Genomic DNA, 20,836 nt, shown 5'->3' with positions numbered 1-20,836 from the left:
AGTTTAAGAATAAAAGACCTATTCAACTTACTTTTCCAAATTTATAAAAAACAAATCACTGGCAATTCCATCCGTCAAAAACTTTCCTTTTTGGGTTGGTTTTAAAATATTGCCTTCAATTGAAAGCAAATTGTCAATTAGAAATTTATTAGCTTGTTTGTTGAGATAATCCAAATATTCATTCCCGAATTCATCCAAAATTCTTTCCAAAGAAACTCCCCAAATCGTCCGCAAACCCGTCATAATATATTCGTTATAACGGTCGGCAATGGATAAAATTTCGATTTCATTTGGTAATTTATTATCCTCCAATGATTTTAAATAAATAGCATTATTCGACACATTCCAACTTCTGGAAATTCCGTCATAACTGTGCGCCGAAGGGCCAATTCCGATATATTTTTTCCCCAACCAATAGGCCGAATTGTTCTTCGAAAAATAATTTTCCTTTCCGAAATTCGATAATTCATAATGAATAAAACCATTCGCTTCAAGGATTTCTACAAGAATAGAAAAATGTTCTTGAGCTAAATCATCATTTGGTTTTGCAATTTTTCCGGTTTGGATGAGTTTGTGTAAAGCCGTTTTGGGTTCGACTGTCAAGGCGTAACTCGAAATATGCGGAATGCCAAAAGACAAAGCGGTTTCGATGTTTTGTTTCCACTTTTCGTTGCTCATTTGCTTCGCCTGTTCGCCATTCTGGCTCGAGTCCGGAATTCCATAAATTAAATCGAGGGAAATATTGTCAAAATATTTTGTAGCTTCTTCCAAACATTTTTTAGCTTCCGCCGAATTGTGAGCGCGATTCATCATCGTTAAATCGTCTTCAAAAAAAGATTGAATTCCGATGCTTAAACGGTTGATTGGCGTTTCTGACAATTCGATTATTCTTTCTTTTGATAAATCATCCGGATTGGCTTCAAGCGTGATTTCGGGATTTTCGGAAACAGCGTAATTTTCATAAACGGCATCAATTAAAAATTGGATTTCGGTAGTTGTCAAAACGCTTGGTGTTCCTCCACCGAAATAAATCGTCTCTATCGTTTCATTTTTGAACTCACTTTTGCGTATTTGGATTTCTTTGGCCAAAGCCAAAACCATTTCGTCCTTCTTCTTCATCGAAGTCGAAAAATGAAAATCGCAATAATGACACGCCTGCTTGCAAAAAGGAATATGGATGTAGATTCCGCTCATTTTTTTACTCGTTCTTCGTTCTGCTTCACAAAAGCGTCCCAGCCAGTGTAACTTTTCGCACCAACCACTTTTCCGGAATTGAAAAAATGACAAACTGCTGCAGCCAAACCATCGGTTGAATCGAGATTTTTGGGTAATTCTTTTAAACCCAAAAGTTGTTGGAGCATTTTGGCCACTTGTTCTTTGCTGGCGTTTCCGTTGCCGGTAATGGCCATTTTTATTTTTTTGGGCTCGTATTCGGTGATGGGAATGTCTCTCGAAAGTCCCGCTGCCATTGCCACCCCTTGTGCCCGACCTAACTTCAGCATCGATTGCACGTTTTTGCCAAAAAACGGTGCTTCAATCGCAATTTCGTCTGGATTATGGGTATCAATTAATTCGATGGTGCGTTCGAAAATAATTTTTAATTTTTGATAATGGTTGTCGTATTTGGACAGTTGCAATTCGTTGAGTTGAATAAAATGCATATTTTTTCCAACCACTTTTATCAAGCCAAAACCCATAATTGTGGTTCCTGGGTCAATTCCCAATATGATGCGTACGTTTGCCAAAAGATTTGTTTAAAGTTTAAAGTTAAGGTTTAAAGTTTTGTTACTTTGCACTAATGATTTCAATATCTCACAAAGCTAAACAATTCCTCGTACTTCTTATCAAACTTTTGATTGTTGGCGGTGCATTTTATTTTATTTACAGTCAACTGGCTAATAACGACAAACTAGATTGGGAGAAATTCATCGTTTTGTTCAAAAAAAACCAATCTATTACTGGAATCAGTTTTATCTTGTTGTTGAGTGTTTTGAATCGGCTTTTCGAAATTTTGAAATGGCAAAACTTGGTTTCCTATCTCCATAAAATCTCTTTACCGGAAGCAACTAAACAAGTTCTTGGCGCACTAACTGCTGGATTATTCACTCCAAACGGCGTTGGCGAATATGCGGGTAAAGCATTGTTTTTTGAAAAATCGAAAACCAAAAAAATTGTATTTCTGAACTTAATTTGCAACGGAATCCAGATGATTTTGTCAGTAGTTTTTGGAATATTTGGTTTGTTATATTTCAATTCAAATTACAATATCATCACTTCAAAAACCGTGGCGATACTTTTTGGATTATTTTTTCTTGTCTTTGTAGTTACTTTCCTCTTGAAAAAAATTACAATCAAAGGATATTCCATCGAAAAACTGATTCATAAAACCAATGAAATTCCAAAATCGATTCATCAAAAAAATATTTTCTTGGCCGTTTGTCGGTATTTGATTTTTTCGCATCAATATTATTTTCTATTCTTGGCTTTTGATGTTGATTTACCTTATTTAACAATGATGGCAACCATTGCCAGTGTTTACTTTTTGGCTTCTTCATTGCCTACATTCCAGTTTTTGGACTTTGCCGTAAAAGGAAGTGTTGCCGTTTATTTCTTTGGAATTCTGGGTGTTAATGAATGGATAGTAGTTTTTATTTCAACCTTGATGTGGTTTTTGAACGTAGTTTTGCCTGTTATTATTGGCAGTTATTATGTAATGAATTATAAAATCCTTACCCCAACCCTCTCCTTTGGAGAGGGAGATAAAACTTAAAAAATAATTATGATTACAATTGTTTTATTTTTGGTGGTTTTGGTTTATGTGGCAACTATAGCCTCTTTAATTTATGGATTCACGAAGGTCAATTCCTTTGATTATCTTGGGCTAAAGCCAAAAACCAAATTTTCGATTGCTGTCCCTTTTCGGAATGAATCCGAAAATTTGCCAAATCTTTTAAACAGTTTATCAAAATTGAATTATCCGAATGATTTGTTTGAAGTTATTCTGGCTGATGATTGTTCTAATGAAGAATTTCAAGTTTCAAGTTTCAAGTTTCAAGTTTCGGTTATAAAGAATATTCGAGTTTCTAATTCGCCTAAGAAAGATGCGATTTCTACAGCAATTCAAGTTGTAAATAACGATTGGATTATTACAACTGATGCAGATTGTGTGGCTAAAAAAAACTGGCTATTAGCATTGGATAATTACATTCAATTGAATCCCGAAGTTTCTATGATTGCTGGTGCCGTAAAATATGATTGTGAGAATTCGTTTTTACATCATTTTCAGCAATTGGATTTGGCGAGTTTGCAAGGAGCAACTATTGGAAGTTTTGGGCTAAAAAAAGGTTTTATGTGTAACGGTGCCAATTTTGCTTATACCAAATCATTTTTTCAAGAACTGAATGGTTTCGAAGGAAATGATGGAATTGCCAGCGGAGATGATGTTTTTTTGTTGCAAAAAGCGATTGCAAGATTTCCCGAGAAAGTACATTATTTAAAATCACAAGATACTATTGTTATCACAAAACCTATGGATGATTGGAAATCTTTGTTCTATCAAAGAGTTCGTTGGGCTTCGAAAACGGGTTCGTACCAAAGCAAATTTGGGATTGGTTTGGGATTAGTGGTTTTTGGAGGAAATCTGGTCTGGGTGTTGGGTGTTGGGTGTTGGGTGTTGGGTGTTCTTATGTTTCAAAATATCTTTTTTCTTTCCCTTTTGAAGTTTATTATAGACGCGGTTTTGATTTTTAAAGCAAATCATTTCTTGACTAAAAATAGAATGCATTATTTGATTTTGGGAAGTTTATTCTATCCTTTTTTTAGCGTGAGTGTGGCTTTGTATTCCTTGTTTGGAAAATACGAATGGAAAGGAAGGCGATTTTAGATTACAAAATGCCTAGCCCAGATAGAAGTGAAAATCCTTTTTATTTTTTCTTTAAAAATAAAAAGATTGTAACGAATAGCTGGAAAAAGCTACTAAAGAAACTATTCTACTTTAAGAATAACTGGCAAAATAAATTGTGTTTTTACAGGAATTCCGCGTTTGATAGCTGGATTCACTTTTGGAAAATCGACTAAGCGAGCCTTAAGAATACTATCAATTTTAATGGTATCGTAGGCAACGGAATCTTTTGGAAATTGGGGTTCGAATTGCATTGTGGCATTTGGAAAAATGGTGACTTTTACCTCAATCGTGTCGAGTTCAGGATAGAGAATCGAGAGGGTGTCAACACTTAATTTTTGCTGAATTAGCTGAGTCATATATTCGAAAAAGCATTGCTGGCGTTGGGTTTTATTCTCAATTTTTTCGCAATCAGCTACCGATGGAAATTCGTCGACTTCTTTCCAATTGATGGCTTTCAATTCCTTTTGCAGCAATTCCTTTTCTGATGGCACTTGCTTGTCGAAGTACTGACAGGAATTAAAAAGTAGTGACAAAAAAAGTAATATTAGAATAATTTTCCTCATATTCGTTAAAGAAACAAAAGCTGTTTTAATTTTGTTTAAAAGTACTGCTTTAATTTTCAAAAATACTAAAAAATACTTTATGGATTCTTAGCTTCTGATTATTGGTTTTGTATTTATGATTGTTGGAAGTTTTGGAAGTTTTATGCCTGTTTTAGCTGGTCCAAGTTTAAGTTGGCTTGGATTAGTGTTGCTTTATTTTACAAATTTAGTCCGTAAATTATTGGATTCTAGGAATTACTTTGCTGATTACTATAATTATTCTTTTCTTCCCCACAGGTTTTAGGATTGATCCGAAAATATGGAGGAATATAAGGACAAGACACCCCCTTAAATCAAAAAAGCTATCCACAAAAGTGGAAAGCTTTTCATTGGTCTAACTACTAAACCGTGTCACGCTTTACAAGGGCGTGACGATAACAACACAACTATTTTAGATGCTTTTATTGGGCAAAAAAGCGATTCATTTCTGAATCGCTTCTCCCCAATTTAGCGGTCTGGACGGGACTAATCCGTGTTGAGTCACTTGGTATGTTATCAATGATTTACATTGCTATGTTTTTTATATGTCACCGAATTGTTTGTCTTTTTCATTAATTTATAGCGTTTGTTTATGTATAAACAGTAGTTGTTACTTCTTTTAAGCAATAACAACATTCTCTCATTAATCCCTCTTAATAAGAGTTAAAAGTAATGTTTTTAAAATAAAAAAGACGGTTTTTACACCGCCTTTAGTTCTAAGAATATTTCCAAAGAAATCCACCGCTTTGTTCCCGTTCTCCTCGACAACATCTAGCGATACAGGTCTTGGAGATACGTGAAATTCTACTGGCCTCTGCTACAGAAATATAATGAGCCAATAAGTCGCCTTTTAGACTGTATTGTATAACCTCTTTTTTTCTCGCATCAGAACTGGTAATGAATTCATTTGTACTGGAATAGCTCCAGTAAAAACCTTTACACGTTTTGTCAATGTTCAAACAAACATTGCTTATGCTCTTTTTGGTTGCATCTACCGCATTACCAGCACAAGTTAAATCATCGTAGCTGTTGAGTAATTCTCCTGTCTCTACACTGTATTGATAAACTTTCTTTTTAAATCCACCTGAGCCTTTATTTGAATTATAACCGGCTTCAAAACTATTATACTTCAATATATATTCTGCTTCTTTTTCTGCGAGTTCATTGATATTTGAGGCAGTATCAACTTGCTCCCAATTGAAGGCATCGAAACCATAAGTTCCTATTGCTTCTTGAAAATAACTGCCAAGTCCATTTTTGGATTTTCGTTGGTGGTCTATTTTCCTTTCTTCAATTGATTTTGTTGTAGCTCCTATATAAACTTCTTGTGTTTGGTTGTTGACCACCTTATAAACCAAGTAATTCTCCTTCTCCTTTTTCATCTTGATTTTCTCTTTTAAGTTGATATACTCCTTTTTCCAATCTTTCTATTTTACCTTCTGCAGTTAATTTCTTTAGTAATGCATAAAGTGTGTCTTTAGCCATTGTTTTAGAATCGTTACTTACAAACATCTTCATTAAGTCCGCACTTGAAACGGTCTGACTACCCTGACTACTCTGACAATAGTTATAAATCAAATCTTTGTTTGTTGAGTCTTGTCTTTTGTCAGGCTTTGTTGTGGAATACAAATGATACTTGTTAGCTTCTCCTTGTTTTTCAAGCCAATTTTCTTCATTAATTTTATATAGGATTGCTTTGGTATCATCTGTTTCAATGTATTTATTATAAAGCATACATAAATACTTACCCCCATTCTCTGTGGGGATATTACTCATTCCTAGTGCATATTCGAATTCTTGACAAACAATTCTACTACCTGCAATACTATCTTGGGTAATTGGCTTATCATTGCCTTTTACGTTATGATGTATAATAATGATTGTCTTTTTTAATGTTATGATGTGTTCTCTAAATGTCCTCACAAATTTTAGGAAAACCTCGCTCACTTCTATTTGTCCTTTTACTAAATGAGAAAGAGAGTCAATGAAAATCACATCTGCCTCTGAGTCAATTATACATTCCCTTAATTTTATCCAATCCTCTTCAGAATTTATAAACTCAGGAAAATCGTCTGGGGGAATCGATAAATAGTTTTCATCGAAGAGAGTTCTTTCAGATGTTGTAAGTTTTGAAATTTGTTTTATGTTACGGCGAGTGCGTAAGCCGTAACTCTCTTCAAGATTAACAAACAAAATCTTTTTAGGGATTCCTGATAAAGGAAAATCTAAATACTCTACTCTGCCAATGGCAATGGAAATCGCCAAGTTCTCAGCCATTGTTGTTTTTCCGGTTTTACTTAAACCAACAAACAATCCTTTAGAACCCTCAACAATTCCATTCCAGAGAATTGTTGGTTCAGGTTCACTTTCTACTCTCAGAATTAAATCACTAGCTTTAGTGACAGTAATTTTCTTTTTAACAAATTCTTCTCCTGAACTTGTTTCTACATTGTTTTTAATCATATTTCTTAATTTAAATTTATGTTTCTCAGGTGACTTTCTAAACTACTTTGCGGGTCAGCCTAGTAAGGATAGTCAGTATGCCTGAGTATTTATAAACGCGAAAATAGAAATAGATAAAATGACGGGGCGGGCTATTACGGGGTACAAAATTACCCCGTGTTAATTATCTAAAAAACTAAACAAACCTTCTTCAATATCATCTAGCCTTTGTCTTGAAACATTACTTATCGGTTGTCTTACAACACTCGTTTTAATAGCAGGAAGCAATTCAGTAAGATCATCATTTGCATTCTTGATATTAATATAATTATCACCCTTTTTATAAGTAATATTTCTATCGATAAACCTACCTAGATCCAATCTAGTTGTGTCTTTAGAGAAGACTCCTTTTAAATATAGAGAATGAAATAAAAGCAGAGATTCAGATTTACTTAGTGATAGGTTTAGCTTCAGGGATGGAAAATACTTTTCTTCAAGTAGATTTATTTCATCAAGAATACTATTCCAAATTTTTTCTAAATAGATTTGAAGATCGCTTTTTAAATCTTTATTTATATTTTTCACGAGGACTGAATTGATTTCAACCTTCTTATAAGAAAACAGGTCTACTAACATTACATCCTTGTGATTTATCCTTTCTTTTATTTCTTTTTTTAAGTTTAAAAGATAGGTGGATTTTCCTTTTTCAATGCCAGGGTTGAAGTAATCTAAATAGAAGTTGTAGCTGTGAAAAATATAGTCTCCGCAAGGGTCTCCTTGCTCATCATATCTTTCAGACATTATTTCAATCTGATAAAGTTCTAAGTCTGGATTAGATATCATTTCTTTACCGTCTTCATACGTTCCGTAATCAAAGTAAATATGATCTAGGGAAAGAAATTTTCTCTTAATGCTTTCAAAATAACTTCGTTCAATTATCTTAACTACATCAATTTCCGGAATTATAAGGGACGGCTTTTGGCTCATAATATAAGTTTTAATTGTAAATCCAGCGAATGTATCTAAACGAATCCAATAAACTGACTTATTATAAAAAAGAAGAGCTAAATAAATAACTCTCCTTCGTTAAATCAATTGCTAGCAAATTTTCAGGGGTTTTTGTTTGGTAACGAAGTAAAACCGTCTCAAAGGAATGATTGTCCAAAATTCAGCATAAAACTCCGGGTATTAAATTATAATAAAATCGTGAAATAGTAATAGTAATACGGCTTTTCTTCTATGATATAGACCAGCTTATTGTTCGTCGCTAGTTTTACCTGAGAAACTTCTTTGGTTTGAGAGATCATCATATTCTTGACGTTCTTAATCACCTCTACTTTAAAAGGACACTTCAACTCAATAAGCTTGTCTTCTTTTGTAACGACTAGAATACTAAAAGGACTAGAGTACTTAAGCAGAAAACCATAAGCATTCACATCCATTAGAACGCTGAATTAGCCATAGTTAAATTATAGACAAACCAATTAGGCTCTCCGCTTTTTAGGCATTTAGCTAGATCTTTTATGAACTCATACGCTGAGACATTACGTTCTAAATGATTGTCTATATAACTAGTCTTGTTAGCTTCAGTGAATAAATTGTAGAGTTTCCACAAATTAATAGTACCATCTATACTACAAAAGAATTCATCAGAATAGTAATCCTTGACTATTGAAGTGATTTGTGAGTCTGTTATGGAAAGAGGAAACAAATCCTTCCTCTCTTCTTTAGACAAATATTGATACATCTTTAATTTTCCTATCAGAAAAGCAAACTGGTCTTGGTTAATACTGTATATGCTTAGTTCCTGTAAGTTCTCCAGATGTTTCTTTCTGTCGTAACCGTTAATCAATTCTAGGATTTTAGATTTCAATTCACCTATTGAACTGATTCTAATACTTTCAGCCAATCCATCGGTAGAGATGCATAAATTCAAGCAGACTGTATTTTGGAATCCTATAAAAACTTTGAACTTCTCTATGGATTTCTTGCCATAAAGATTTTCTTGGTTGTAAGCTCTTACTCCGCCAATTGATAAATTCAATCTGTTGCCATTAATGACCTGACTAATCTGCGGGATCTCTATAACGAAAGCCATTCGTTCGTAGTAAAGTGTTTTCTCCTGTTCCGAAAGATCTTTAGCGGGTTTTCCAATAGCAGAAGGAATTCTTCCCTTCACGATATGAGACACCCTGATCTGTTCTTCTAGCTGTATACTATTCGACAGTACATCGGCAATCACATCTTCAGTATACTTAATAAATTCGTAATGACTTATCGTGCATTCATTATCTTTAGAAAACACAGGCACTATACATTCATTCTTTAGATGCTCTAAATCTACTTGAAGAGTATTGGCTTCAATGAAATTCTTTCTATCAGATTCAATTACTTGTGCTTCTTCTATGATTTGATGCTCAGGATTATTTAATACTAAATTCATTGTTTTGTGGGTTTAAGTTGTTAATTATCTCTTCTTCGTAGATTACTTGTGCTGAGACATTGTCCAGCGTTTCTTTTCGTGCCATTACAACAGGATAGAGTTCTGTACTCAAATTCGGGTATTTGGCATAAATGAGTTTTAGTCCTTCTGATGTTACACAAGAATTAATTTCTTCTTTTATTCTATCTATAGACACTCCTTGATTACACCATTCGATTAGTTTCTTTCCCGTTGAGGAGTTGATAATAAACTCAGGTTTGTTTGAAAACAATTCTGTTCTGTCTTTAGAAGCAGAGACGAGATGTTTATCATTCAGAAATTCGAAATTGACTGTAAGCTCGTATTCGAACCCCTCCCTTGTAATAGATTTAGTACCAAGCTTCATCACCTTAGTCTTTCCGTTACTGTCTTTATCAAGGCTGTAATCTACCTTGCTTCTAGTAGTAGAAATAACGTGGCATTTCGATTGAATGATTGCATCAATGAAAGAATTGTGTCGAGGGGTTATTTTTGCCCAGTCTTGAAATCGACCTCCTAACTGTTCGTGAGCTTCCAAACATCCGCCTTTACCTTGCCACTCGTGAGAAATGGAATCGATAATGATTAATTCTATGTCTGCATCCTCGCATAGCTTAATCGCTTTTAAATAGCGTTCTGGAGCGAACGGTTCTTCCAATGACAATACATTGAAGTCTCCAAGATGCGAGTATAGACTTGCGGATTTATTCTCGGTATCTATCAATGCAATTTTATTCCAATCGTTTGTAATTCCATATGCCAATAACAAGGCACTGTAGGTTTTTCCAAATCCACTCGGACCTGAAAGTCCAATTCTTAATTTTACTTGATGGCGTTCTGCCTTAGTTAATTTCATAACTTTTGTTTTTAGTTTAATAAAAAAGAGAACACCTTTCGATGCTCTCTTGCTTTTGTTTTTTAGTTGACTAACTCTTTGTGAATGACTTGAGAATTGACATTCATAAAGTCTTCGTCTACATATTGCCAGTTGTGTTTTAAGGTGATAATCTCTCCGGTTTCCTTGACCGTGTATTCATAAGGTTCGCATTCCATCTTCTCCACTTTGCCGGGCAATTCTGTACCAACAAGGGATTTGCAAGAAGCAGCATCGAATGTTGTAGAAATGTTTGCCTTACGCATTGTTAAGTAAATTTTCCCTGTCTTGTTGCTTACTAGAGGCTCTATTCCACCTTGAACAACAAGCATTGAAAACTCTTTACCTGTTTCTGTTTTAATCGTTTTGTAATCAATAACTCGTACCATAGTTTTTCTTTATTAATTTAGACTCATAGGGGACTATCCCATTCTACAAAAGCAGGGCGGTTGGATGATGGATCATCTTGCTCTCTGAAAAAATTTTTTTTTAATTTTTCAAAAGACAAGTTTGACAAGTTAATTGCATAAAAAAAGCCTAATTGATTAGCTAGGCTTTATAAGATTGTTGTAACAAAAATTTTCAGGAATTACGAAATACTTTTATTTTGTAGTAAATAATAATCGTAATACTGATTATGTTTTAAGGTTATTTCTCTTTCCTCCAACCATTCATCGTAGGTGATATCATAATCGTTAATTTTATAATATTTATCTCTTAAAACACTCCCTACTTTACAATGTTCTAAATTAAAATGATTTTTCTCACTCCACTCACTCCACTTACATATCTCTATTAATTTATTATCTAACCAAATATTCAATATCTCTTGAGCAGGAGTAGGCATATCTTCCATCTGATATTCGGATCTAGCCTCAGCATCTAATATTTCGAGATTAAAGGTTTTCGTAACACTATTCTCTAATTCCGTCCACGATAGCTCATGTTTGTCATTAAATATCTTAAAAATAAATTCATCATACTTGTAACCAACTATTCTCATCTTGTTCTTTTCTTCGATCCGTTCTAATTCATATGCATTATGCTTTTCAACACTTTTCGCAATCTTTCTACTTTCTTCAGGACTATTTAAAATCTGAATCTTTCTCTTTTCAAATGTGCCGCGATCTATTCTTCCTGCGCGAAAATCAACGCTTAAATCACTATATGCGTCGCTATATCTACGAAGCAAATCTTCTTCGGCGGGACTTATGTGCTGGCTTCTTGAATAATTTTCGTAAATTAAGTAAGCGACAACTATTAAAGCTAGTATTCCAATTGATTCAAGCATAATTTATATTTTATTAAATTTATATTATTATAGATTTTATGTTTACTCGTAATGACTCGCTAGTGTAAAAACAAGTTTCTGACTGGTTAATTATGACAGTCTAAAAGTGGCTCCAGAGTACGAAATTGTTAATCGAATAGGTTGTTTTTACAAAACCCAGATAGCGTTCTTCTTTTTTGTCAATAAAAAGACTGAAAATTACGATTATTACAACGAATACAAATATCCATACTGAAGAGTTATTTTTTTCTGATTCTTTCATATTTTATTTATCTAAATGTTCCCTACTTATAACGGCATCGGGTATCCGTTTTTTGAATTAATTTAAAAAAAGATTAATCTTATTTGCCTCAAATACAAATTGGTTTTTTGTATTCTTAAATTAAGAGATTTCTTTTGGGTCTACTCCATATTTATTTTTACCTACATCACCGTTTGTAGCCATAAGAACCCAAAGCCAAATTGGACCAGCGATAGGTATTGCGGCTATTAATATAAACCAACCACTTTTTCCAACATCGTGAATACGTCTTACGAAGACTGAAAAGCAAGGCACTAGTACAAACAATATGTAGAGCATATAAATTATTGGAATAAACTCTTTTTCTTGAGTAGCTTTTCCAATAGCAACATCAATCATAATTGCTATAAAAACAAAAATTGTATTGTATAATGTAAAATACCAAAATTCGCTCCTTCTTGCTCGACCACTAAATGTTGCATAATTCTGTAATGCCTTTAAGTAATATTTCATTTTTTGTAATTTAATTGCCCCTACTTATTGACGGCATCAGGAATCCGTTTTTTGTTTTTGATTCAATCAGTTTTTGATTTTGATTCACTTTTCAGATTTAAAGTGAACAATTCATTGTGAATTATGTGCCTTAAATCCTGCAGCGTTATTCGCTCAAATATAGGTAAATTTGCCTATATAAAAATTAGTTTATTAGTAGAATTTTATTCTGTGGATAAACTAGATAAAAAAATCATTTTAATTGATTTCGGAAACGCTCTCAGAGAGCTTCGTTTGGCGAAAGGTTTTACTCAAGAACAGCTTGCTAATGAGCTAGGTGTAGAAATCTCACAAATTAGCAGAATAGAAAGAGGTGTTATTAATACTTCTGTAACTACTTTGTTCGCTATTTCAAAGGCACTTAAAATTGATGTTTCGGAATTGTTTAAATCTAATAACAAGACAATAACTGATTGATTTCATACAAACCTAAACTGCTTTTTTGATGGTATTTTACGGTTTTCCGTAAAGGATTAATTTATTTTAAAAAAAACATCCTGACTACTTGAAAACATTGTGATAGTCAGGATAAAATATTTCATTTTAAGTTTATTTAGAAAAAAAAACCTAACGATAGTTAGGCTTCTGTTTTCAATTAATGGTTAAATTTTTTATTTAAACTCTACAACATCAGCAGTTACCGTGCATTTTACAGTACTGTATATTAAACCTAAATAATAGGATTTTTTAAAATTCACAGTTAAATTTGCTAACGTTTGATTATCCCTTAATGGATTTTCGGCTAACATTTTTTGTTTTGCATTGTTAACTAAAGTTTCTTTTGCAAGACCTCCAATACCCAATACATAGGTTGCTTGAGCTTTTCCTTCGATATTTTGTTTTACATATGAAAAATTAGCAGAGCTTAATGATGCTGAATTTTCCATGCTTCCTGAATGTACGGCACTACAACTAGTTAATAGTAATGCGAGCATAGTTACCAATGTAGATTTTAAAATAATTTTTTTTATGATATTTTTTTAGATTAATATTAGACAATGGTAAATCATTAAAACTTCATAAGGTTACGGTTTTCCTCATTGTGATGTATTTTTTTATTTGTTAAATATTAATAATTTGATTGTCAGGACAGTATCATTTTTTTATCCTTAACTTTAATTTTTTTATTTCTTTACTGACTTTCTTCTGAACAATTTTCCCATAGCTTTCTTGTGTTATAGTCATATTAGAATGACCCAGAAGCTCAGAAACAATTTCCATTGGAACGTCGTTGTATAATAAAACTGTAGATGCAAATGTTTTTCTTGCTGTGTGATGTGTTAAACGTTTTTCAATTCCTGTTATAGCTGCAATCTCTTTTAAGTAGGAATTGAATTTCTGATTACTAATTGAAGGAAATATATAATCACTATCCTTAGAGTATTTATCAATGATTTCTTGAGCTTTAGGAAGTATTGGAATTGAAATTTGTCTTTGAGTTTTTTCTCTTTTCATCTGAATCCAATTCCTCATATCAAAACCAATCTGAATATTATTCTTTTTAAGGTTCGTCATTTCATTATAGGCTAATCCTGTGTAACAACAGAAGATGAATAAATTCTGAATCACACCAAGTCTTTTTGGCTGCAATACTGCTTTTTCTAGAGTTTCGAGTTCTTTTGTAGATAGGAAAACAACCTCTTTCCGGATTGTTTTTGATTTGTAAAGTATGAATGGGTCTCTATCTAAATAACCTTCGGAAATGGCTCGTTTTATGGGCGTTCTTAGTCGTTGAATCTCCTTGTTGACAGTTATTTGCTTTTGGTTCTTCTCGGTCTTTAGGAAGTAGTCAAAATCGTCTAGAAACTGTAAGTTCAATTCTTCTAAAGACAAATCGGACTTGTTGTATTTCGATTTTATAAAGGCTTCTAAGTCCTTACCGACATACGCGAATTTATCATAGGTATTTTGTTTTATCTCTGACCCAATAAGCTTTTTAATTCTTGATAAATATTGATTGTAATAGGATAAAATACACTCTTTCCTTTTGGTTTCGACTCCTTTGTATTCATTACATATATCCTCAAGAGAATACTCTATTGCTTGTAGTTGAAAAACTAAAGCAATGTTATAAATCTTAACCTGAATTCGCTCTATCTGAGCATTGATATACTTGTAGTTAGGCTCTTGAATATTTACTTTTTGATTTTTGCCTTCCCAATAGCTCGGATTAACGAATAGTCCTGTAGAGAATTGTTTTTCGTTCCCTGTTTAACGTGATTCTGCAATAAAGAGAGCAAAATCCTTTTTGATTAGTTCTGCTTGAGTTTAATACAAACAGAACCGTGATTTTTTCCTGATGCATAATTCCATAGATTTAAAGTTGAATAATTGATGTATTTTTCAACTTTAAAAATAACAGAAAAAGATTAAGAGGCTGTTGTATTAAACTCCTATTAGTCTTAAATCAGGATAACTCTGCAAAAAGTAATTTTACTATTTCTTCAAACTTTTTATTTTGAATTGGTTTATTTAAATGATATTCATTTAACTTTTTCGCAAAGTTTCCTTTTCTTGCATCAAGCTTTATTATCTCATTAAATTGTTTGTAAACCTGAGTAGCTTTTAAAATAATATCTCCACTTTCTCTATAATGCTGAATAGCGTTATTTAATACACCTAATAGATTTGGAAAATTGAAAGAGATTGGCTTATTTAATTTCAATGACAAAATCACGAACAGCTCTCTTTGTTTTTGATAAGCTAAAGTGAATTTTTCTGAATCATTTAGTTTTACTGCAAACCTTAACATTGACCATTTTTCAAAATCACTTTCGCTTTGAATTTTCTTGAAAAGCTGTTTTGTAAAAAGTTCGTCTTCTTCTTTAACAACATATCCTCTATCAAAAAGTTCACTAATCGAATAAATCAAAAAATTGTTTTTCTCTTCAAAATAATTTTCCGCAAGCCTTATAAAAACAGACTTTTTTGTTTCGTCTAAATGATTAACTTCTAATGGTATGTTTTTAGATCTTAAAATGAAATAAGAAAATTTATTTTTTTCTTTATTCTTTAGTGTTTCGTTTAAAATCAATTTGTGACTTACTCCAACAATTTTTGCTAAATCTAATCTATCAAGTAAATACTGCAATTCTTCTTTGTTGACCTTATTAATAATGCTTTGATTCTGAAAAGAATCAGCTGAACAATCTAAAAAATAGTTTTCAATTTCGATTAAAAAACTATCTATGCTTTGCTTTTTCCAATGGTCCATATTATACTTTCGGCTTTTGTGTCTGTTCTAATGATTACGGTTAACTTCTGTTCACTAGGTATAAAATAACTTCAATCTATCCTTTATTCAAGTGGCTTTGTATTACAAATCAATAGTTTTTTTATTACCCCTACGCCACCTTCTCCTCATACAAATGCTTCTGAAACTCTAAAAACACCTTGCTAACTAGAAACCTCTCCAAGTGTAGCTTTTACTTCTACAGAAAAATTTCTATTTCTCAATACTTCCACTCTCCATGGCTTACAGGCAAACGATTTAATTCTTCTCTATAAAACTTCCATTGGGGCATAAATTTCTCCATTAAGCTCAGGAAACGGTCGTTGTGGTGTCGTTCTAGTAAATGTATCATTTCGTGAACCACAATATACTCTAGGCATTGCAAAGGTTTTTTGGCTAACTCTAAGTTTATCCAAATTCTCTTTTTCTCTATGTTGCAAGTTCCCCACTTGGTTTTCATTTGTTTAACTTGCCAGTCCTCCACAGTCACTCCAATTTGATTTTCCCACTTGTCAATGATAGCCGGAATGAGTTTCTTTAACTCTGCCCGATACCATTCATTTATAATCGTTTGAAGCTGTTCTAAAGTGCTGTTTGGTCTTGCATATAAGTCGATATATGTTTTGGTCTTAAACACGATTTTTGGAGGTGCATCTTCTTCAATGATTCTCAAAAGATAGCGCTTGCCTAGGAAGTAATGACTTTCCCTTTCTTTGAATTGTCGTGGAGCTTGTCGCTCCTGAGAATTAAAGTTCCTTTGATTTTTTCTTATCCAAGCAATTTTTGAAATAGCAAAAAGCCGTACCGCTTCATCATCAATTCTTAAAGGTGCTGCAATACGAACCCTGCCCGTTGGAGGATATACCGCCAAGTGCATATTCTTGATGTCTTTACGAACTACATCAATAGAAAGTTGAGAGCTAATTTCTAAAACTTTTATTTCTTCCATTACTACTTATAATCCTTTTGCTCTTTTATAACTTTGAAAATTGGTTCTAGTTTTTCAGGCTTATAATACTCTTCTAAAACAGGCTTAACCACTTTATTTTTCAAGTGTTTTTCTTTTGCCAAGTTCCCTTCCCAATTATCGTGCTTGCCATAGATTATAGCCGCATCCATCACCATAGAAAGTGTTTCATCCCTATCTAAGTTGTCATACAAAGCTCGTTTGGCTTGTGTATTGATACTCGATGGATATTCGTTGCTTGTTTCGGGTTTCTTTACTTTTACAGCTAGTTTTATTATCTCTTCTAAGTACTTTTCGTATTCCGCTGCTTCTTCATTTCTTAGTTTGATTAACTCATCAAGCAAGACACTCATTTTCTCGTAGTAAATCGGATTGGTTGGACTTTCTTCAATGATTACTTTTCGCAAGTTGTTTTCAATGGTTTCTGCCATTGCTGCCTTATTTTTCGTGATGCTTTCAGGTAATTTATCTAAAGCACTTGTGCCGTCTTTTACAAGTAATTCTACTAAACTGAAATCATCAAAAGCAGAAACTTTTTTACTTTCTTCCGCTCCAATGTAGCTGTCAATCAAATGACGCATTGCTGGTTCGTATTGCTTTAAATCAACCCAATCTCCACTAGCTAATTGAATTTCTTTACGAACACTTTCGAAGTGCTTCAAGTCATTTTTAATGGCTTCAATTTCGCTTGGCTTGTAGCCTGCTTCTTCCATTTCATCTGCTATGTTGGCATAGGCACGAATAAGAGAAATAACGGCTTTGTATAATGCTACCCGTTTCGGTTCGCTGTCTTTTAAGTCATCTTTTATTTGCGGATTTCCACAGAAATAAACAATGTATTGTTGAGTACCTTTGGGTGGAGCTACTAGCTCACACAATGCTTTAATTGTTTCCAAGGCATCATCTAATCGTTCTTTGCCTTTATTTAGCCTGTTGCTTAACAATCCTTCTACATCTGCTTTGTCGTAGTCTTCAAAGGCTTTGGAAGTAAAATCATTATAGGCATTTTCTAAACTACCAAACAAGTCTTTGTAATCAATGATGTAACCGTAATCTTTATCGTCTCCGTCCAATCGGTTAACTCGGCAAATAGCTTGAAACAAGCCGTGGTCTTTCATACTTTTATCAATGTATAGATAAGTTGCACTTGGAGCATCAAAACCAGTAAGCAGTTTATCTACTACTATCAAGAGCTTCATTTGTGCAGGTTCATCTATAAATCTCTTTTTGGCTTCATCTTCAAAATCCTCACTTGTTTTACCGTTGAGCATCTTTTGGTAAATCTCATATTGCATCAACTTTTCAGTATGTCCTTCTCCTTCACCTTTTATATCTGCATAACTTGGAGCAAAGGAAGTGATGATAGCGCATCTTGTAAAACCTGCTTCTTGAAACAACTGATAATAACGGCACGCATTGTAAATACTACCTGAAACCAGAATCGCATTACCTCGTCCGTTTTGCAGTCGTTCACGGGTTTCCATATCCAACAAAATATCGGCAACAATTTTCTGTAATCGCCCCACTGAGCTGAACACTTTTTTCATTGTTCCCCACTTCTGTTTGAGTTCTGTTTTGGCAAAGTCAGTTAATCCTTTTGTTTTGCTGTCAAACCAAGTGTCAATTTTATCTGGTGAAGATATTTTTTGTTCAATGTCTCTGGCTTCATATCTTAAATCTAATACTACACCGTCTTTTACGGCTTCATCAAATTTATAGGTGTGTATGTATTTTCCAAAAATAGTAATGCTTTGCTTTTTATCAGCTTGCATAATAGGCGTTCCTGTAAAACCAATAAATAAAGCCTTTTCGCCTAATAACTGTCGCATTGCTTTGTTTAAATCTCCGCTTTGGGTGCGGTGACATTCATCTACAAAAACATAAAAATCGCCTTTGGGTTTAAAGTCTTTTGGTAAACTGTTTTTTAGTTCTTCAAGATAGTTGTCATAATCTTTGCTTTTATCAGCACCTTCTTCTTTATTACCGAATTTGTGAATTAGTGAACACAATAACCAAGGCTTAGTATCATTCAATTTTTCAATTAAATCAGCACCGCTTTTTGTTCTTTCAATATCCTCTCCAACTCCTTTGAAAACTTTTTTTATTTGTTTGTCTAGTTCGTCACGATCGGTAATGATTAACACCCTTGCATTTGGGTTGTATTCCCGTATCCATTTAGTCAACCACACCATTGTTAAACTCTTTCCGCTACCTTGAGTGTGCCAGATTATACCACCTTCTTTAAGACGAATGTGTTCCTGTGCTGCTTTTAAACCAAAGTATTGATTGGGTCTGCAAAACTTCTTTTGTCCACGGTCGAAAACCACAAAGTCGTGAAGGATTTCAAGTAATCGCTCTTTGTTAAGCATTTCGATAATATGCTTATCCAAAAGATTATCGGCTTTGTCGGCTTGTTCTCTTAAAGACTTGGTAAGTTCTAAAAGATAGGAATCATTCGGATTGAATTCTTCGCTTACTTCTTTCCATTTCAAATAATATTTTTCAGAAGTGTCAATGGCTGCATATCGCAACCCTTCTACATCTTGTCCTGCCATTACTAACTGAATAGTAGTATAAAACGGCTTGATGAACAAATGTTTTTGATTGTCGTTGTTTTGGCGAATGCCTTCGGAAACCGAAACGGTGCTTCGTTTTAATTCTAATACCCCCAAAGCAATACCGTTAACGTAAATAACGATATCAGGGCGTTTTTTATGTTCTCCTCTAATTGTTACTTCTTCGGCAATGGCAAAGTCATTTTCGTGTGGATTTTTCCAGTCTATTAAATGAACCGTTGTTTTATTTTGCCCTGCTTCTTCTTTTACATTGATGCCATAACGAAGTGCTGCATATACATTTTTGTTGGCTTGATACAGGTCATCACTTGTATTGATCGTAACTGTTTTATTCAACTCAAACAATGTTTTACTGATGAGTGATGTACTGTAGCCTTTTTTGGTCAAATAAGCCGTGAGTAAGGCTTCGTCTACATTGCTGTTGTCTTCTTCCTTTTCTAAATTACCCAAATAGCTATATTTTAATTGCTCTCGAAACAATCGTACTATGCGGTTTTGGGTGGCACGTTCTATTTGTCCTACTTTGCTCATTATCTAAATAGTTTTATATATTCGTCAAAGGCAAAAATGCGATTGCGTTTATATCCTGTTACTTCTGTTAAAATATTTAATTTAATAAAGTCATCTATCAACCGTAAAGCCGTAGAAACATTAATTTCCAAAGCTTCTGCCACATCGCCGGCATCGGCAATGGGTTTGCTGTATAAAAATTGTAAAAAGGATTTTGCCAATGCTTGTTTTTTACCCAAAGACATAATTTTATGCTCAGCTTCGCTTCTGAGTTTTATGATGCTTTTAAACGTCTGAATGGAGTTTTCGGAAGTGCTACGAACGCCTTCTAAAAAATACTTGAGCCATTGGGTTAAATCGTTGTGGGTTCTAACTCTAGTAAGATTATCATAATACAAGGCTTTGTTTTTCTCAAAGAAATCCGATAAATACAGCGTTGGTTTGTGCAGTAATTCGTTACTCACCAAGTACAAGGTAATAAGCAAACGCCCAATACGTCCGTTACCATCCAGAAATGGGTGAATGGTTTCGAACTGATAATGCGCTATGCCTACTTTTATTAAATGCGGTACAGGAATGTTATCGTTGTGCAAAAACTTTTCAAGGTCTGTCATTAAATCTGCCACACTATCTTGATGTGGCGGAATAAAAGTAGCATCAGCTAAACTACTGCCGCCTATCCAGTTTTGACTTTGGCGGAATTCCCCAGGTAATTTATGGGTACCTCTCACGCCTTGCAATAAGGTTTTGTGGGTTTGCTTTAATAATCTATTGCTCAAAGGCAATTTTTCTAAACTCTCTATGGCTTGGTTCATTGCCTGTACGTAGTTTTGTACTTCCTGCCAGTCGTCCTTTTTTTCGGGTTGTATGTACTCTTCCTTTTGTATGGCTTCGTCGATATTGGTTTGTGTACCTTCTATACGGCTGCTTTTTGTACCCTCTTTGAGTACGTGCATTTTAATAAAAAAATCCACATCAGGTATCAGTTGCGAAAAGGCATTTAACTCGCCCATTTTTATATTGGCTTCGCTCAAAAGCATTACCAGCTCGACATTGTCTATTTGCCAAGGGATATCTACAACATTAGGTTCAAAGCTCTTGTATTGGTAGCGTTGAACGGTTTTTCCTGCCTTGAAATCGCTTACATTCATTTGCTGTGTTTTATTGTTTCCTGCAAATATAAATATTTATAATTGCACTTTATT

General features: G+C 33.7%; 20 protein-coding genes and 1 pseudogene. 3 read left to right on the top strand and 18 right to left on the bottom strand.

Translation table 11 applies throughout. The features are described 5' to 3' along the window. Nucleotides 1–27 precede the first annotated feature (27 nt). Both hemW and ruvC read right to left on the bottom strand, forming a co-directional pair. The gene (gene hemW, locus IR213_RS12110; protein WP_194312571.1) at nucleotides 28–1,194 is read right to left on the bottom strand and encodes a radical SAM family heme chaperone HemW; all 1,167 of its coding nucleotides are present in this window, start codon (nucleotides 1,192–1,194) and stop codon (nucleotides 28–30) included. Then, the gene (ruvC, locus tag IR213_RS12105; protein WP_194312570.1) at nucleotides 1,191–1,745 is read right to left on the bottom strand and encodes a crossover junction endodeoxyribonuclease RuvC; all 555 of its coding nucleotides are present in this window, start codon (nucleotides 1,743–1,745) and stop codon (nucleotides 1,191–1,193) included. The genes hemW and ruvC overlap by 4 nt, the downstream gene beginning before the upstream one ends. A gap of 53 nt (nucleotides 1,746–1,798) precedes the next feature. On the opposite strand from ruvC, the gene IR213_RS12100 reads away from it, so the two are divergent. Both IR213_RS12100 and IR213_RS12095 read left to right on the top strand, forming a co-directional pair. After that, the gene (locus tag IR213_RS12100; protein ID WP_194312569.1) at nucleotides 1,799–2,770 is read left to right on the top strand and encodes a lysylphosphatidylglycerol synthase domain-containing protein; all 972 of its coding nucleotides are present in this window, start codon (nucleotides 1,799–1,801) and stop codon (nucleotides 2,768–2,770) included. Between the two features lie 9 nt (nucleotides 2,771–2,779). After that, nucleotides 2,780–3,883: a glycosyltransferase family 2 protein gene (locus IR213_RS12095; RefSeq protein WP_194312568.1), complete on the top strand. Its 1,104-nt coding sequence runs from the start codon at nucleotides 2,780–2,782 to the stop codon at nucleotides 3,881–3,883. Between the two features lie 101 nt (nucleotides 3,884–3,984). Here IR213_RS12095 and IR213_RS12090 read toward each other — a convergent pair whose 3' ends face one another. From IR213_RS12090 to IR213_RS12050, 9 genes are all read right to left on the bottom strand, one after another. Beyond that, entirely contained in the window at nucleotides 3,985–4,467 is a 483-nt protein-coding gene (locus IR213_RS12090) for a hypothetical protein (protein ID WP_194312567.1), read from the bottom strand. A 734-nt stretch (nucleotides 4,468–5,201) separates the two neighbouring features. After that, the gene (locus tag IR213_RS12085; protein ID WP_194312566.1) at nucleotides 5,202–5,867 is read right to left on the bottom strand and encodes a GIY-YIG nuclease family protein; all 666 of its coding nucleotides are present in this window, start codon (nucleotides 5,865–5,867) and stop codon (nucleotides 5,202–5,204) included. Beyond that, nucleotides 5,833–6,948, bottom strand: coding sequence for an AAA family ATPase (locus tag IR213_RS12080; RefSeq protein WP_194312565.1), 1,116 nt, complete (start codon nucleotides 6,946–6,948; stop codon nucleotides 5,833–5,835). The genes IR213_RS12085 and IR213_RS12080 overlap by 35 nt, the downstream gene beginning before the upstream one ends. A 159-nt stretch (nucleotides 6,949–7,107) precedes the next feature. Further along, nucleotides 7,108–7,914, bottom strand: coding sequence for a hypothetical protein (locus tag IR213_RS12075; RefSeq protein WP_194312564.1), 807 nt, complete (start codon nucleotides 7,912–7,914; stop codon nucleotides 7,108–7,110). A 454-nt stretch (nucleotides 7,915–8,368) separates the two neighbouring features. Further along, complete coding sequence (locus IR213_RS12070; RefSeq protein WP_194312563.1) at nucleotides 8,369–9,370, bottom strand: DUF3871 family protein; 1,002 nt, start codon at nucleotides 9,368–9,370, stop codon at nucleotides 8,369–8,371. Then, nucleotides 9,351–10,244: an AAA family ATPase gene (locus IR213_RS12065; RefSeq protein WP_194312562.1), complete on the bottom strand. Its 894-nt coding sequence runs from the start codon at nucleotides 10,242–10,244 to the stop codon at nucleotides 9,351–9,353. The genes IR213_RS12070 and IR213_RS12065 overlap by 20 nt, the downstream gene beginning before the upstream one ends. Nucleotides 10,245–10,306: 62 nt before the next feature. Continuing rightward, nucleotides 10,307–10,651 (bottom strand): hypothetical protein, encoded by a 345-nt coding sequence (locus tag IR213_RS12060; RefSeq protein WP_228479179.1) that lies wholly within the window; start codon nucleotides 10,649–10,651, stop codon nucleotides 10,307–10,309. A 200-nt stretch (nucleotides 10,652–10,851) separates the two neighbouring features. Next, nucleotides 10,852–11,553 (bottom strand): hypothetical protein, encoded by a 702-nt coding sequence (locus tag IR213_RS12055; protein WP_194312561.1) that lies wholly within the window; start codon nucleotides 11,551–11,553, stop codon nucleotides 10,852–10,854. A 382-nt stretch (nucleotides 11,554–11,935) separates the two neighbouring features. Continuing rightward, complete coding sequence (locus IR213_RS12050; RefSeq protein ID WP_194312560.1) at nucleotides 11,936–12,307, bottom strand: DUF805 domain-containing protein; 372 nt, start codon at nucleotides 12,305–12,307, stop codon at nucleotides 11,936–11,938. Nucleotides 12,308–12,517: 210 nt separating this feature from the next. On the opposite strand from IR213_RS12050, the gene IR213_RS12045 reads away from it, so the two are divergent. Continuing rightward, the gene (locus tag IR213_RS12045; protein ID WP_194312559.1) at nucleotides 12,518–12,763 is read left to right on the top strand and encodes a helix-turn-helix domain-containing protein; all 246 of its coding nucleotides are present in this window, start codon (nucleotides 12,518–12,520) and stop codon (nucleotides 12,761–12,763) included. Nucleotides 12,764–12,957: 194 nt separating this feature from the next. Here the strand turns inward: IR213_RS12045 and IR213_RS12040 are convergent, their stop codons facing one another. The 7 genes and pseudogenes from IR213_RS12040 to IR213_RS12015 all read right to left on the bottom strand — a co-directional run bounded on the left by IR213_RS12040 (nucleotide 12,958) and on the right by IR213_RS12015 (nucleotide 20,782). Further along, a complete protein-coding gene (locus tag IR213_RS12040) occupies nucleotides 12,958–13,290 on the bottom strand; it encodes a DUF6567 family protein (RefSeq protein ID WP_317173150.1) in 333 nt (110 codons plus the stop codon). 151 nt (nucleotides 13,291–13,441) lie between these two features. Beyond that, nucleotides 13,442–14,263: a tyrosine-type recombinase/integrase gene (locus tag IR213_RS16640; protein WP_394354922.1), complete on the bottom strand. Its 822-nt coding sequence runs from the start codon at nucleotides 14,261–14,263 to the stop codon at nucleotides 13,442–13,444. 159 nt (nucleotides 14,264–14,422) lie between these two features. Next, nucleotides 14,423–14,494: pseudogene (locus IR213_RS16635) on the bottom strand (hypothetical protein); the annotation flags it as partial. 259 nt (nucleotides 14,495–14,753) lie between these two features. Then, a complete protein-coding gene (locus IR213_RS12030) occupies nucleotides 14,754–15,560 on the bottom strand; it encodes a DUF7829 domain-containing protein (protein ID WP_194312557.1) in 807 nt (268 codons plus the stop codon). 238 nt (nucleotides 15,561–15,798) lie between these two features. Beyond that, nucleotides 15,799–16,527 carry a M48 family metallopeptidase gene (locus tag IR213_RS12025; RefSeq protein ID WP_194312556.1) on the bottom strand — a complete coding sequence of 243 codons (729 nt, stop codon included), beginning with the start codon at nucleotides 16,525–16,527 and terminating at the stop codon, nucleotides 15,799–15,801. 2 nt (nucleotides 16,528–16,529) lie between these two features. After that, nucleotides 16,530–19,652: a type I restriction endonuclease subunit R gene (locus tag IR213_RS12020; protein ID WP_194312555.1), complete on the bottom strand. Its 3,123-nt coding sequence runs from the start codon at nucleotides 19,650–19,652 to the stop codon at nucleotides 16,530–16,532. Beyond that, nucleotides 19,652–20,782: a Fic family protein gene (locus tag IR213_RS12015; RefSeq protein ID WP_194312554.1), complete on the bottom strand. Its 1,131-nt coding sequence runs from the start codon at nucleotides 20,780–20,782 to the stop codon at nucleotides 19,652–19,654. The genes IR213_RS12020 and IR213_RS12015 overlap by 1 nt, the downstream gene beginning before the upstream one ends. Between the last annotated feature and the right edge of the window lie 54 nt (nucleotides 20,783–20,836).

The sequence above is a fragment of the Flavobacterium soyangense genome, assembly GCF_015277675.1.
Lineage (GTDB): Bacteria > Bacteroidota > Bacteroidia > Flavobacteriales > Flavobacteriaceae > Flavobacterium > Flavobacterium soyangense.
Note: the sequence above shows the minus strand (reverse complement) of the source record. Positions and strands in the feature narration are given on the sequence as shown.